We start from the raw sequence: 14,587 nt of genomic DNA on the forward strand, positions 1-14,587 counted from the left end.
CAAATCAACTGGTTAGTAAAACACCGTTAACGTGCCATGGCGGCGGTGAAGTCTAGCATGCGATTAAGCGAGCGCAGTGCGCCTTGGCGCAGTTCCATGTCCACAAACACCTCTTTGCCTTGCGGGTCTATGAGCGCTTCCTCAATGGCTTTGAGGCCGTTCATGGCCATCCACGGGCAGTGGGCACAGCTTTTACACGTTGCGCCTTCACCTGCAGTCGGTGCTTCAAAAAACTCTTTTTCTGGGCACAGCTGCTGCATTTTATAGAAAATACCGCGATCGGTGGCAACAATAAACTTCTTGTTGTCCATGGTTTGTGCCGCTTTGATAAGCTGACTCGTGGAGCCTACGGCATCAGCAAGTTCAACTATCTCAGCAGGTGACTCAGGGTGCACCAAAACCGCTGCATCAGGGTGCAGCGCTTTCATATCTTTGAGCGCTTTGGTTTTAAACTCATCATGAACAATACATGCGCCATTCCACATGATCATATCAGCTCCGGTCTGATTTTGAATGTAGCTACCGAGGTGCTTATCTGGGCCCCAAATGATCTTCTCGCCTTCGCTATCTAGATGCTCAACGATTTCTAACGCACAAGATGACGTAACGATCCAATCAGCGCGCGCTTTTACAGCCGTTGAAGTATTCGCATACACGACTACTTTACGGTCAGGGTGCTGATCGCAAAAGCGGCTAAATTCATCAATTGGGCAACCCACATCCAATGAGCATGTTGCCTCTAAGGTGGGCATGACCACGGTTTTTTCTGGAGTTAAGATCTTCGCTGTCTCACCCATAAAACGCACACCCGCTACGATGATCATATCAGCGTTCTCTTGGCGCGCGCCGAAGCGAGCCATCTCCAACGAGTCTGCTACGCAGCCGCCGGTCTCCTCTGCTAGGGCCTGGATCTCTGGATCGGTATAATAATGCGCCACTAACACTGCATTTTTTTCTTGCAGTAATTGTTTAATGCGCGCCTTGTGCTGCTGTTTCTGCTCATCAGAAAGAGGAGCTGGCTTAGGAGGAAAAATATAATCCTCCGGCATGATATTCTCGCTGATACCCATACTGGTCAAACTACATCTACATTGCAAAAGTATTGCCGTAATTATACGAAACTATGACGCTAAAAAGAAGCAAAGGTCTGCGCTACGACTAGATTCTTGTGCGCTTAATTATAAGAAGTTGGGTAATAATGAGAAAAGGGGATGGTGGGTCATGATGGATTCGAACCATCGACCAATGGATTAAAAGTCCACTGCTCTACCAACTGAGCTAATGACCCATACCGAGTTTTAATGCCATTAATTCATCCTGAAGCGGTGTTCCGGCTCGTCGTCCTGACTCGCTTTCACAGACCATCGAAATAATATCTCGATGTCGACTGTTCAACCAACTGAGCTAATGACCCATAACTGGTGTCTTTCAATATTTGAAAGTGCGCTACGCATGTAGCTGATGATGTAAAGTGGTGGGTCATGATGGATTCGAACCATCGACCAATGGATTAAAAGTCCACTGCTCTACCAACTGAGCTAATGACCCATCATTGCGACTAAATCGCTTGATAGTAGGCGTTATATAAAGTGGTGGGTCATGATGGATTCGAACCATCGACCAATGGATTAAAAGTCCACTGCTCTACCAACTGAGCTAATGACCCATCATTGCGACTAAATCGCTTGATAGTAGGCTTTATATAAAATGGTGGGTCATGATGGATTCGAACCATCGACCAATGGATTAAAAGTCCACTGCTCTACCAACTGAGCTAATGACCCAACACCTTGCTTGCTTCTTCAGCAGGCAATGCCTGGATAACGAAAAAATGGTGGGTCATGATGGATTCGAACCATCGACCAATGGATTAAAAGTCCACTGCTCTACCAACTGAGCTAATGACCCATTTTGTCGTTATTTGCGCAGCGTTATCCCCGAGGGGTTATCGTCTGCTGCGGGCGCTTATAATACTTATTTAAAAACCAAGTGCAATACAAATGCTCGGTTTTTTTTAGTTTTTCCGCTTAGTTGCCTAATTTTAGACCGCTTTAAACTGCCTGCGGTCTAAAAGCAAACACTTAGCAAAATCTGCTACAACTTACTAACACGCTCGGTCGCTAATTTAGCGGCTGTGGTGTTAGGGTACTCAGCAATCACTTTATTAAACAATTGCTTCGCTTTGGCGAGTTGGCCTTGCTGTTGTTCCAAGGTACCCAACTTAAGCATCGCATCGGCACGCTTATTAGAATCAGTATATTGATTCACCACGGTTTCGAAGTGGCCCTTGGCGCCGCTCGTATCACCTTTAATCGTCAAAAGTTGGCCTAACCAATAATGTGCGTTCGGCACGTATACTGACTCTGGATAGGTTTGCAGAAATGCTTGAAACTCAGGAATAGCTGCATCGTAGCGCTTGTCCTGCATGATCAGCTTGACCGCTTTGTCATACGCTTCATTTTCCGACAGGTTACTACTCATCGGCGCGGCACTGCTGGCAGCGCTATCACTGGTGGTCGCGGCACTGGACGTACTGTAACCATCATCATAGCTTGGCTGTTGCTGCTGCGAATAAGCGGCGCTAACACGGTTTTCTATTTCTTGATATAGCTCGCGCTGACGTTGCAGCACCTTTTCTAGCTTGTAGCTGTGCTCTTCGGTCACCCCGCGCAACTGACTCACTTCATCTTGCAACAGATCCAGTTGCTGTTGTAAATCGGCTTGAAGCAAATTGCGAGTTTGCATCATTTGCTCTAAGCGGCTTAAACGTTTTTCGACACTTGATTCACTGGCAGAGGCCTCTGAAACAGGAGCGGGAGCAGCCCAAACTTGGGTGCTCCCGCTCATGAGTAAGGCTGCCAAAATAATTTTCGGCTTCATTGTTACTCTTTTAAATTTTAGTATACCAAGACTGCACGGCGGTTTTTGGCGAACGCTTCTTCGTTACGCGCTTTAACCATCGGCTTCTCTTCACCGTAGCTAACAACAGACATTTGGTTAGGATTAACACCTAGGCTCTGTAGGTATTTTTCTACAGACTGACCACGGCTTTCACCTAGTGCAATGTTGTACTCTGGCGTACCACGCTCATCTGCGTGACCTTCGATAAGTACTTTTACAGAAGGGTTCTGCGTTAGGAACTGAGCGTGAGCTTGTAGCAATTCAGCATACTTGCTCTGAATGGTTGCCTTATCAAAATCAAAGTAAATGATTTGCTGTTGACGAAGCGCTTCATACTTTTCGCGCAGCTTCTCTTCTGCTGTTTTCTCGCGTTTTACTGTTTCCACTTCAACTGTATCAGTTGTTTGGGTTTCAACTTGATTTGTCTCGTTGGCTTGGCCTTCATCTTGGCTAGATGAAGAACTACATGCCGCTAGCGTCATAACTGGCACTGCAATAAGCAGACCTTTAACTATTTTTTTAAGTTGCATTGAGTAGATTCCTATTATCAAAAAGTGAAACCAGCACCTGATTTTCAATTTGTCTTAATATAGTAAGCAATTTACATAAAATTCAAGTTTATGCGTCCAAAGCTGACTATACCCTGAGCGAATTATAAAAACGGTGACCAAGCTGGCGCTTTTACTTGTCCATCAAGTACGGGTAAACGCGCTTTAAAACGACCATCCATTGAAACCAAAGCCAATACATTTTTGTTGTTATGCATCGTGCTGTAAATAATCATGGAGCCGTTGGGCGCCACGCTCGGCGACTCATCCAAACGTGTACGTGTAAGTACTTGGAAGTTGCCTGATTCAAGATCCTTCTTAGCAATGTGATAACGGCCCAGCGTCCGATTTACCATCACTAAGTGCTTGCCATCGGGCGTAACTGAGCCATTTAAATTCATATCACCGTCGAACGTCATGCGTTTCACTCGGCCTGAATCTAAATTTAACTTATAAATCTGGGCATTACCACCCCTTTCCGAGGTAAACAGGAGCTCTTTGCCGTTTGGATGCCAAGTTGGCTCGGTATCGATACTCCGGTGGCGAGTTAAACGACGCTCTTGCTTTGTTTGTAAGTCGTACAAATAAAGCTCAGTAGCACCGGTGCGGTCTTTTGATAGCACCATAGCTAATTTCGTGCCATCAGGTGAAAATTGCGGGGCACCGTTGATACCTGGGTGGCTGGTGACTAACTGTCGCTGGCCTGTGTAAATATCTTGGATATAGATCTGACTTTGACGATTTTCAAAGGTGACATAAGCCAATTTATTGCCATCAGGTGACCATGAGGGTGACATCAGTGGCTCTTTAGAGCGCAGTAGTACCTGCTCGTTATAACCATCGTAATCCGCCACAACAAGCTGATAAGGCTTATCATCTTGATCACGTACAATCACGTAGGCAATTTTAGTTAAAAATGCGCCGCGTTCACCCGTCAACGCCTCGTATACGACATCGCTAATGCGGTGACCGTAACGGCGGAAGTTTTGCGCCGTGATGACTGTTTCCCGAGCGTCAAGTACATGGTCTTGGCTTTTGATTAACTTACCGTTGTTGAGAATGCGTGTCTCGCCACCGGTTATTTGCCCACGGAGCACGTCGATTAGCTCGTAACTGACCAGGTATCGGCCGCCATTTTGTTGCTGTACACGACCAACAACAATGGCTTCCACCCCTTCTTGAACCCAGGCACTGTAGTCCACATCAGCATCAGTACTTGGGCGCTGTGGCATGTTAATGCTGGCGATTGACTTAAACTTACCACTGCGACGCAAGTCAGCGGCGACCACTTCACTTATGCGCATCGGCATTTCACCGGTGCCTTCGTAGGCAAACGGCACCACAGCGATAGGTCGGGCACTGTCGACCCCTTCAGTGATAACAATTTCCAACGCTGCATTAGCCCATAGACTGACGCTAGCTAGCATGGAAATAAACAGGTATCGGCACATCTTTACCATGGTGTTCCCCTAAAACTCTGGTTTAACCGTTAAGTTAATATCTTTTAATTTTTCAAATACATCACGATCTTTAGAGACCGGTAAGGTATCGGCACGGCGCACTGCACGAACCGCAGCTTCACAGACTTGCTGGTCGCCACCGAGTGAACTGACACTGGTGACCAAGCCGTTGAATGCCAATTTAATGTTTAATCGGCACTCTTTACCACGGTAGCTCTGATCTAATAGCAAGTTTTGCTGAATGCGTTGGGCGATAAGAGCGCGGTATTTGTCCACTTCCGACATCACTTGCTGTCGACGCGCTTTCGAGCGTGCCGCTTGCTCGGCAGCCAATTGCTCTTGCAGCAGTTGCTCAGCCAGCGCTTTTTGTCTTGCTTCTTCAGCCTTGCGGGCAGCTTCTTGCTCTTTGCGTTTACGTTCAGCTTCGGCCTTGCGCGCTGCTTCTTCTTCCTTGCGACGTTTTTCAGCAGCCGCTTTAGCCGCTTGCTCTGCCTTTTCTTTTTCCTGCTGGGCTTTACGTGCTTTTTCGCGCTCTTTACGTTCTTGCTCTCGAGCACGTTTAGCTTCGGCCTCAGCCTGTTTACGTTCACGCTCTTTGGCTTGACGCTGCCGCTCTAACTTTTTGATCTGCTCGGCTTCGGCCTCACGCTGTTTGCGGGCGGCGGCGGCGCGTTCTTCCAACTCTTTAATACGCTGTTGCTCGGCACGCTTTTTGGCTTCCTCTTTCTGCTTAAGATCAGCGAGGCGTTGCTCCACTTGTTTTTGATCAACAGACACGGCGCTAACTGCTTGCTCTGGCGTATCTTCATTACTCGGTGTATTAAGAGTCACTTTCATGATTTCAGGTGCTGAATCACGAAATAAACCCACGCCCACCAAAGCACCAATAAGCGCAAGGTGTAAAGCGAGGGAAATGAGAAGTGGCGTTTTATACTGCTGCATGCTAATCCTCAAACGACTCCGTCATTAAGCCTACCTCGGGTACTCCGGCGTTTTTCAAAAAGTCCATTAATAGCAATACTTCTTGATAACTGACGCGGCCTGATCCTTTAATCATCACTGGAGTATCGGGGTTTTGCTCTAACTTGAGTTTGATGACAGCGGCGACATCCACCGCTTCCATCGGTGCTTCGGGGTCAGTACCCACACTCACATAGTACTTACCATCGGCGTCGATAGAGGCAATAATCGGCGGTGCATCTTTAGTTTCCACCAGCTCGGATTTTTCCATCTTTGGCAAATCAACTTTGACCCCGTGGGTGATAAGTGGTGCTGTGGCCATAAAGATTATCAGCAGCACCAACATCACGTCGATGTAAGGAACAACGTTGATCTCTGCGACCGGACGACGTTTCTTACGCTGATACATTCGACTTTACCTCTTGGGTGATCGCTTGGCGATGAAGAATATTGGAAAATTCTTCCATGAAGTTGGCGTAATGCGACTCTATTTTCTCAACTTTATTGGCAAAGCGGTTGTACGCGATAACCGCAGGGATGGCTGCAAACAAGCCCATTGCAGTAGCAATCAAGGCCTCGGCGATACCCGGGGCGACCATTTGCAGTGTTGCTTGCTTTACTTCACCGAGGGCGATAAAGGCTGTCATGATCCCCCACACGGTACCAAACAAGCCAATGTAGGGGCTGATTGAACCTATGGTTGCAAGGAAGGACAAGCTTGTTTCAAGTTTTTCAATCTCACGAGAAAGTGCCACACGCATCGCACGATGTGCGCCTTCGGTGACCATACCCGCAGAATGAACATTATTCTTTTTGTGTCGTGCAAATTCTTTGAAGCCTGAGGTAAATAACGCTTCTAGTCCTTCACTTTTATTGCCACGCGCCGAAATCTCACTGTAAAGCTTCGACAAATCAACACCTGACCAAAAACGCGATTCGAATTTCTTGGCGCTACTAAGCGCATGGCCCAAGGTTTTACGACGCTGAATGATGATGGCCCACGATATTACCGACAGAGCTACTAAGGTAAGCATCACCAGCTGTACTAAAAAGCTGGCTTTTAAAATAAGATCAATAAAATTTAATCCAGAATCCACGTCTTTTCTCCTGAGGCGCAGTTTACAACTTCCACGTGTCTTTGAGCACGACACAATGAGCACTAGTGTAACCAGTCGTTGTAGCGCTGACAATGGCCTTGCCACGAATTGCTACAAACCCAAGTTAAACACCTAATTAATGATGCGATGTAAAAAAGTACACGCCATTATTGGGCTTTAAAACCCTAACAAAAGTTCAAATTAATTGCGTTTTATGCACTTTGTTCGCATAAGCTTTCATTTGCTAAAATATCTACACGTTAGAAACTAGTAAATCTAATAGAACAAAAAAAGCACACAAATAATATTTCCCTTTAATATCAATATTGAAAAAACATAAACCCATACTTTACGATGAAAATTACCATCTTAAAAAAATATTCAATATTAGATTTTCTTATCCGAAAAATATAATTTTTCTAGTTTGATTAGGGCCCATTTAGTCCGTAATATTCACCCTGTACTGAGCTAGCGCAACCAATTGAGCTCTTATGCACAGTTCAAGAGGTGGTTTCTGATTCCCCACCTCGGCCATTGATTGATTAACTTTAGCGTTGCTCATTCACTTGGCTTATTTGGATTTACTTCCTTCAACTTGTTGTTTTGCCCGCTTTGTTAGCGGGCTTTTTTTTGCCTGCAATAAGATACCAAGCACAGCTTAATCTGTTGTGAATTACTCTACTTTTAATAAGCTTATGAGGCGAGCAGCTTAGTAACGTCGACCTAGACTTGGGTGTATTGGGAAGAGAATGAGGCAGGTTGGGCCGAGCCAAAACGCTCGGCATGGTGTGCCAAGGTTAGTCTGTTGTTTTACTGAGACCAAAATGCGCATAGGCATGATCTGATACAATCCGTCCTCGCGGCGTACGCTGGATAAAGCCTTGCTGTATTAGATAGGGTTCAATCACATCTTCTATGGTTTCTTTTTCCTCGCCGATGGCTGCTGCGAGATTATCCAGCCCCACCGGCCCGCCCATAAACTTTTCTATAATCGCTAACAAGTATTTACGGTCCATATAATCAAAACCGCTTTTGTCTACATCGACCATATCGAGCGCTTGTGCGGCAATATCAATGCATACACGACCATCACCTTTAACTTCAGCAAAATCTCGCACTCGACGCAGTAGTCGGTTAGCTATGCGGGGAGTCCCTCGCGAGCGCTTGGCGACTTCTAAAGCGCCCTGCTCGTCAACTGCTAAACCTAGATGATCGGCGGAGCGTTTGACAATGGCGGCAAGGTCGGCAACAGAATAAAACTCCAAACGTTGCACAATACCGAAGCGATCGCGCAGCGGAGAGGTTAATGAGCCTGCACGGGTCGTAGCACCAATTAAAGTAAATGGCGGTAAATCAAGTTTAATCGAGCGCGCTGCGGGGCCTTCACCAATCATGATATCGAGTTGATAGTCTTCCATGGCTGGATAGAGTATTTCCTCAACATGCGGACTCATACGATGAATTTCGTCGATAAACAGCACATCATGAGCTTCTAAGTTTGTCAGTAAGGCGGCGAGATCGCCGGCTTTTTCCAACACCGGACCGGAAGTCGTTTTAATACTCACATCGAGTTCATTAGCAACAATATTGGCTAACGTGGTTTTACCTAACCCTGGGGGACCAAATATAAGGAGATGATCTAAGGCCTCGCTACGTGAGCGTGCGGCCTCGATAAAAATATCCATCTGCTGTTTAACATGAGGTTGGCCGTGATAGTCGGCCAATAATTTAGGCCGAATGGCTCTATCGACCACATCCTCATTACCCTGTACCTCTGGCTCAATCAGCCGATCCGCTTCTATCATGATGGTATCTCTGTTATAGCATCGCTTTGAGCGCTTGCTTAATCATTTCTTCGGAGGCCATGCCTGGCTTCGCGACTGCTTTTACCGACTTCACTGCCTGAGTATTTTTATAGCCCAGAGCTTCAAGTGCTGCTACCGCATCGTCTTGGGCATTATTCGCGACCAAAGTATCACCATTGGGCGCATCTATTGGTGCCGCGTCAGTGTGAGGGGTAAATAAGTCAGGACCCCAATCTTTAAGCCTGTCTTTCATTTCTAACACTAACCGCTCTGCGGTTTTTTTGCCAACGCCGGGAAGCTTTACTAAGGTGCTTGCATCGCCATGATGAACGCAATGGATAAATTGCTCTGCCGACATTCCCGATAAAATACCTAGGCCTAGTTTAGGCCCTACCCCATTGGCTTTTAATAATTCTCGAAACAGGGCGCGTTCGTTTTTCGTATTAAACCCAAATAACAGCTGCGCATCCTCTCGCACCACAAAGTGGGTATACAAGGTGACCTGTTCGCCACACTCGGGAAGTGCGTAAAAGCAACTCATGGGGAGGTTGATTTCATAGCCAATGCCCGCTGCTTCCACTAACACTTCAGGGGGCTGCTTCTCAACCAACAATCCTCTAATTCGTCCTATCATTGTTACCTCAAGCGTCCGCGCACGGTTTTACGTGCTTGACCGGACAGTTTTATTAAGTTTTGTTGTGAGTGACCATGGCACATGGCAATAGCCAAGGCGTCGGCGGCATCTGCTTGCGGCGTCGCTGGCAGCTTCAAAATATGCTTCACCATGTGTTGTACCTGTGCCTTTTCCGCAGAGCCTCGCCCAACCACTGCTTGTTTCACTTGCCGCGCGGAGTATTCTGACACGTCAATATCGGCCAAGGTGGCGGCGACAATGGCTGCGCCCCGGGCTTGCCCTAGCTTTAATGCCGAATCAGGATTGTGGGCCATAAACACTTGTTCTATGGCAAACGCGGTAGGGTTAAATTGCTCAATGAGTTGGCTGACGCCTTGGAAAACCATTTTTAGACGCAACGGAAAGGCGTTATCACCTAGCTTAATACAGCCACTGCCCAAGTAATGGAACTTATGCCCTTGCTGCTGCACGACACCATAGCCGGTAAAGCGCGAGCCGGGGTCAATTCCCAAAATTATACTCACCCACTGACCTTCTTATTATTCTCGCTTATGGAAATGGTAACTGTATGTATGACCAGTGTAAAGCTGAAGCATAAAAAAAGCGGCCTGAGCCGCTTCTTTTATCGCTATCGCTTATTCGCTTTGTTCACTCTCAGAGGCAGTCACTCCGATACCCAGCTCTTGCAAAGCGTCGGGATTTGCTACACTCGGGGCATCGGTCATCAAACAAGATGCTTGCGTCGTTTTCGGGAAGGCAATGACATCACGAATATTGTCTGTACCACAAAGCAACATCACTAGACGGTCAAGGCCGAACGCCAAGCCAGCGTGCGGCGGTGTACCATACTTCAACGCATCGAGTAGGAAACCGAATTTATCTTGTTGCTCTTGCTCATTAATCCCCAATACTCGGAACGCCGCTTGTTGCATCGCATTGTTGTGGATACGCACCGAACCACCACCGACTTCGTAACCATTAAGAACCATGTCGTAGGCATCAGAAAGCGTGCCGGCAGGGTTAGCTTCCAGCTCCTCTGGGCTGACATCTTTTGGCGCTGTAAATGGGTGGTGAACCGCGTGTAGATTACCTTCATCGTCTTCTTCAAACATCGGGAAGTCTACGACCCACAATGGTGCCCATTTAGTTAAATCAGTTAGCTCAAGGTCTAAACCAATCTTCAAGCGCAGCGCACCCATGGCTTCATTGACCACATTGCGTGAGTCGGCACCAAATAAAATGATATCGCCTGTTTGCGCATTGGTGCGTTCAAGTAAGGCGGTGATCACCTCTTCGTTCAAGAATTTAGCAATCGGTGATTGCACGCCTTCCACACCTGCGTCGCGGTCATTGACCTTCATCCAGGCTAAACCTTTAGCGCCATAGATGCCGATAAATTTGGTGTACTCATCAATTTGCTTACGTGACAACGACGCTCCGCCTGGCACACTAAGCACAGCTACGCGGCCTTTCTCATCATTGGCAGGACCAGAGAACACTTTAAACTCAACGTCTTTAACCAAATCAGCAACGTCAATAAGCTCCATCGGGTTACGTAGGTCAGGCTTATCTGAACCGAAACGACGCATGGCTTCGCTGTAGGCCATCACCGGGAACTCGCCCAAATCAACATTCAGCAACTCTTGCCACATATCACGGATCAGTTTTTCAGTAACACCGCGAACTTGGTCTGAACTCATAAATGAGGTTTCGATATCGATTTGCGTGAACTCTGGCTGGCGGTCGGCACGTAAATCTTCATCACGGAAACATTTAACGATTTGGTAGTAACGGTCAAAGCCAGACATCATCAACAATTGTTTAAACAACTGTGGCGACTGCGGCAGTGCATAGAAACTACCATGGTGCACACGGCTTGGCACAAGGTAGTCACGTGCTCCTTCAGGGGTCGCTTTCGTCAGTACCGGCGTTTCAATATCGAGGAAGTCATTGCTATCAAGGAAGCGGCGAACAAAACTTGTGGCTTTGGCACGCAACTTAATGCGGTCGCTCATCTCTAAGCGGCGAAGATCCAAGTAACGGTATTTTAGACGGCGCTCTTCGGAGTTTTGCTGGTTAAAATCCAGTGGTAGAGCGTCGCTGCGGTTAATGATCTCAAGGCCAGTACCCAGAATTTCCACTTCACCTGTGCTCATGTCTTTGTTGACTTGGCTGTCAGGGCGAGCGCGGACTACCCCTTTGACTTGTACACAGAATTCTTGACGAAGTTTATTCGCCACATCCATAAGCCCTTCGACTTCCGGGTCGAACACCACCTGCACCAAACCTTCGCGGTCACGCACATCGACGAAGATCAAACCACCTAAATCGCGGCGTTTGTTGATCCACCCACACAGAGTAACTTCTTGGTCGACATGACTTTTATTTAAGTGTCCGCAATATATAGAGCGCATAATATTCCTGTTTTAATTGTAAGCGCGCATTGGTTTAAGCACGCAGTGGCCAAATTAATTGCGTCAATTATATAAAAACGGCAGTCAATGTCACGAAGCAAACTCCGAGTTGCACACTTATTGAACATCCAAAGCCATAAAGCTGTGCTAGCATAGCTGCCAATCACTATGAACCGTGCTCTAACCATGCTTTATCTAGGTTGTCCACAGTGGTCTAATACCGCGTGGAAAGGACAATTATTTGCCCAACACTGCCAACAATCACAGATGCTCGCCCGTTACAGCGAAGTATTTAATGCAGTGGAGGGAAACACCACTTTCTATGCCGACCCCAGCCCCGATGTGGTAAAACGCTGGCTGCACAGCAGTGATGAGCACTTCCGCTTTACCTTTAAATTTCCAAAGCGTTTTAGCCACGACAGTGCCTTGCAAGCTCCAAAGCAAGAACTCACACACTGGCTTGAACTAATGGCGCCCTTATTCAGCAAAGTAGGCAGCTTGATGTTGCAATTGCCAGCAAGCTTTACACCAACGCACCTACCCCGACTGCAACACTTTATTGCCCAACTACCCAAAGACTTGCACTACAGCGTGGAAGTGCGCCACCGCGATTTTTTTACCAAAGGTGACAGCGAGCGCGCGCTGAACCGATTTTTACATCAACATAATATTGATCGTGTTTGTATGGACACCCGGGCGCTGTTTGCCGTCTCTCCCTATAGTGACGCCATTATTGACGCACAGCAGAAGAAACCTCATTTACCAGTGCATGCGGTGGCCTTGGGCGAGCGCCCAGTGGTGCGTTTTGTGATTGCTGCGCTAAGTGATGAGTATCAGCACTATTACCAGCCTTGGTTGGCAAAGATTAAACAGTGGTTAGATGAAGGCAAGTCACCTTATGTGTTTTTACACACCGCTGATAACGACGGAGCGCCTTTACTGGCACGCCAGTTTGCGCAGGATTTGCAGCGCTTTTGTGGCTATTATCACCGTGCCGTTGAGCCATTCCCGGGTGAAAAGCACCAACAGGAACAGCTCTTTTAGCACAGCTGCGCTGGCCTATGTACTGGCATCACACCAGTCACAGAGGGTCGCAAATATTGTTAGCCTCACGCCGTGTATGGGGCTATTAAAGACCTAAGTTTTCCATAAAATCATCATCGATATCCTGCTCAGCCTGCTGCTTTTTTGCTTTTTCTTCAGCTTGTTGCTTATCGGCATGGGCACTTTCAATGATGTCATCAGGGTCTACCGCATCGGTGATGTCAAAATCATGAAGCTTGATGAACTCCGTTTTATCCATCGCCAATTCAAGATAAAAAATGTTTTGGTTCTGTGTGGTAAACGTCACACGGCGCGCCTGAGGCCTGTCCATAGTGGTATCCACAGAGATTTGCACTTGCTTGTTGATGGCCATCATTTTCGGCTGATTTTGGGTGATCGACGTGTGCAGTTGCTCCCTGACTTTATTAGTAAAGTCACCGACGATTTGGTTCATGAGCTCCCCTAGCACATTGGAAACATCATCAGAAAGGTGGCTCTTCGCTAACTCTTCCTCGGGCATGCCCATGTTACGCAAGTAGTCCGAATAGACTTCCATCGCCGCTTGCGCGGTAAAATTCGTCACCACCAACCCTGTAAAGCCACCATCGAATAACACGAAGCAGCCAATATCCGGGCGCATACAGGTGCGGGTTATTTTTTGCACCATGGCCGAATAGCTAATGTTATTGCCGCTGGCAGAAGACAACACCTCGGTCACCGAATGACATAACGTGGAAAGAATATCCTCGGTACTAATTACTTTGCTTTTTTTCATGCACTGTCTCACATCGTTATTTACTGGCATAAAACCATACTACAGCGGTTAACTTACTGAATAACCGAAAAACTAGCCAGTACTGTTTACATTTTTTGGCACCTTTTGTGACCCAGCGAAAGCGAATGCAGCCTAACGCGGCCGATTTGTGCTGCTAAAGCTCACCACAGCGCCAACAAATTTGATAAAATATTGTCATTGTTTCTATCTAGAGCTTAGCAAAGTGTCAGTGAAAGACAGTATTTATGCTGCTGAACAGCAAGTAAAAGATTTCACCTTCGATGCCAACGTCGTCGAGGTGTTCCCAGATATGATTGAACGCTCGGTACCAGGGTATGCCACCATCGTTAGCACCCTTGGTAAATTAGCCGGCAAATACGCACAGCCACATACGCGGCTGTATGATTTAGGCTGCTCGCTAGGCGCCGTAACCCTTAGTATGCGCCGTAACCTCACCCAAAGTGGCTGTGAAATAGTTGCCATTGATAACTCTCAAGCCATGGTTGAACGTTGTCGCATGCATTTGCAAGGCTTTCGCTCTGCTGTGCCCGTTGACGTGCTGCTTGGCGACATTCTTGACGCCAAACTTGAAAACGCCTCTGTCGTGGCGATGAACTTCACCATGCAATTTATTCCACCTGAGCAACGCCATGCCCTGCTAACGCGCATTTTTAACGCCCTAAAGCCCGGAGGTGTATTGCTGCTAAGTGAAAAACTCAAGGGCGAAAATGCCGATGTCGATGAGTTATTGGTTGACCTCCATCATGATTTCAAGCGCGCCAATGGCTACTCGGAGTTAGAGATAAGCCAAAAGCGCACCGCCATTGAAAATGTCATGCGCACCGACACCTTGAGCACCCATATTGAACGCTTGCAAGACGTCGGCTTTAGCCAAAACCAAGTGTGGTATCAGTGCTTTAACTTTTGCTCTATGGTCGCAATTAAATAA

14 protein-coding genes and 5 tRNA genes are annotated in these 14,587 nt (G+C 47.2%); 2 read left to right on the plus strand and 17 right to left on the minus strand.

Annotation, left to right across the window (positions count from 1 at the left end):
• Positions 1–26: 26 nt before the first annotated feature.
• The 16 genes from nadA to aspS form a co-directional block, all read right to left on the minus strand.
• The gene (gene nadA, locus FIU82_RS08930; protein WP_138547550.1) at positions 27–1,070 is read right to left on the minus strand and encodes a quinolinate synthase NadA; all 1,044 of its coding nucleotides are present in this window, start codon (positions 1,068–1,070) and stop codon (positions 27–29) included.
• A gap of 142 nt (positions 1,071–1,212) precedes the next feature.
• Positions 1,213–1,288: transfer RNA gene (locus FIU82_RS08935), tRNA-Lys, on the minus strand.
• Positions 1,289–1,472: 184 nt separating this feature from the next.
• Positions 1,473–1,548, minus strand: a tRNA-Lys gene (locus FIU82_RS08940).
• A gap of 42 nt (positions 1,549–1,590) precedes the next feature.
• Positions 1,591–1,666: transfer RNA gene (locus FIU82_RS08945), tRNA-Lys, on the minus strand.
• A 42-nt stretch (positions 1,667–1,708) separates the two neighbouring features.
• Positions 1,709–1,784 (minus strand) — tRNA-Lys (locus tag FIU82_RS08950).
• 48 nt (positions 1,785–1,832) lie between these two features.
• Positions 1,833–1,908, minus strand: a tRNA-Lys gene (locus FIU82_RS08955).
• 186 nt (positions 1,909–2,094) lie between these two features.
• Complete coding sequence (gene ybgF / locus FIU82_RS08960) at positions 2,095–2,880, minus strand: tol-pal system protein YbgF (RefSeq protein ID WP_152440889.1); 786 nt, start codon at positions 2,878–2,880, stop codon at positions 2,095–2,097.
• Between the two features lie 17 nt (positions 2,881–2,897).
• Entirely contained in the window at positions 2,898–3,431 is a 534-nt protein-coding gene (pal, locus tag FIU82_RS08965) for a peptidoglycan-associated lipoprotein Pal (protein ID WP_022945134.1), read from the minus strand.
• Between the two features lie 122 nt (positions 3,432–3,553).
• Positions 3,554–4,909, minus strand: coding sequence for a Tol-Pal system beta propeller repeat protein TolB (gene tolB, locus FIU82_RS08970; protein WP_152440890.1), 1,356 nt, complete (start codon positions 4,907–4,909; stop codon positions 3,554–3,556).
• Positions 4,910–4,918: 9 nt separating this feature from the next.
• A complete protein-coding gene (tolA, locus tag FIU82_RS08975; RefSeq protein WP_138547487.1) occupies positions 4,919–5,851 on the minus strand; it encodes a cell envelope integrity protein TolA in 933 nt (310 codons plus the stop codon).
• Position 5,852: 1 nt separating this feature from the next.
• Positions 5,853–6,278, minus strand: coding sequence for a protein TolR (gene tolR, locus FIU82_RS08980; protein ID WP_022945137.1), 426 nt, complete (start codon positions 6,276–6,278; stop codon positions 5,853–5,855).
• Entirely contained in the window at positions 6,265–6,966 is a 702-nt protein-coding gene (gene tolQ, locus FIU82_RS08985) for a protein TolQ (protein ID WP_022945138.1), read from the minus strand. Before tolQ ends, tolR begins: the two co-directional genes overlap by 14 nt.
• A 797-nt stretch (positions 6,967–7,763) precedes the next feature.
• Positions 7,764–8,771 carry a Holliday junction branch migration DNA helicase RuvB gene (ruvB, locus tag FIU82_RS08990; RefSeq protein WP_022945140.1) on the minus strand — a complete coding sequence of 336 codons (1,008 nt, stop codon included), beginning with the start codon at positions 8,769–8,771 and terminating at the stop codon, positions 7,764–7,766.
• Between the two features lie 13 nt (positions 8,772–8,784).
• Positions 8,785–9,405 (minus strand): Holliday junction branch migration protein RuvA, encoded by a 621-nt coding sequence (gene ruvA / locus FIU82_RS08995; RefSeq protein ID WP_152440891.1) that lies wholly within the window; start codon positions 9,403–9,405, stop codon positions 8,785–8,787.
• 2 nt (positions 9,406–9,407) lie between these two features.
• Positions 9,408–9,929: a crossover junction endodeoxyribonuclease RuvC gene (gene ruvC / locus FIU82_RS09000; RefSeq protein ID WP_152440892.1), complete on the minus strand. Its 522-nt coding sequence runs from the start codon at positions 9,927–9,929 to the stop codon at positions 9,408–9,410.
• A gap of 111 nt (positions 9,930–10,040) precedes the next feature.
• Positions 10,041–11,819 (minus strand): aspartate--tRNA ligase, encoded by a 1,779-nt coding sequence (gene aspS / locus FIU82_RS09005; protein WP_045978441.1) that lies wholly within the window; start codon positions 11,817–11,819, stop codon positions 10,041–10,043.
• Positions 11,820–12,005: 186 nt separating this feature from the next.
• On the opposite strand from aspS, the gene FIU82_RS09010 reads away from it, so the two are divergent.
• On the plus strand, positions 12,006–12,863 hold the full coding sequence (locus FIU82_RS09010; RefSeq protein WP_152441486.1) for a DUF72 domain-containing protein: 858 nt from the start codon (positions 12,006–12,008) through the stop codon (positions 12,861–12,863).
• 85 nt (positions 12,864–12,948) lie between these two features.
• On the opposite strand, the gene FIU82_RS09015 is transcribed toward FIU82_RS09010, so the two are convergent.
• On the minus strand, positions 12,949–13,638 hold the full coding sequence (locus FIU82_RS09015; RefSeq protein WP_022945145.1) for a DUF3334 family protein: 690 nt from the start codon (positions 13,636–13,638) through the stop codon (positions 12,949–12,951).
• 223 nt (positions 13,639–13,861) lie between these two features.
• Here FIU82_RS09015 and cmoA point away from each other — a divergent pair, with 223 nt between their 5' ends.
• A complete protein-coding gene (gene cmoA, locus FIU82_RS09020; protein ID WP_152440893.1) occupies positions 13,862–14,587 on the plus strand; it encodes a carboxy-S-adenosyl-L-methionine synthase CmoA in 726 nt (241 codons plus the stop codon).

The sequence above is a fragment of the Pseudoalteromonas sp. THAF3 genome (assembly GCF_009363775.1).
Lineage (GTDB): Bacteria > Pseudomonadota > Gammaproteobacteria > Enterobacterales > Alteromonadaceae > Pseudoalteromonas > Pseudoalteromonas ruthenica.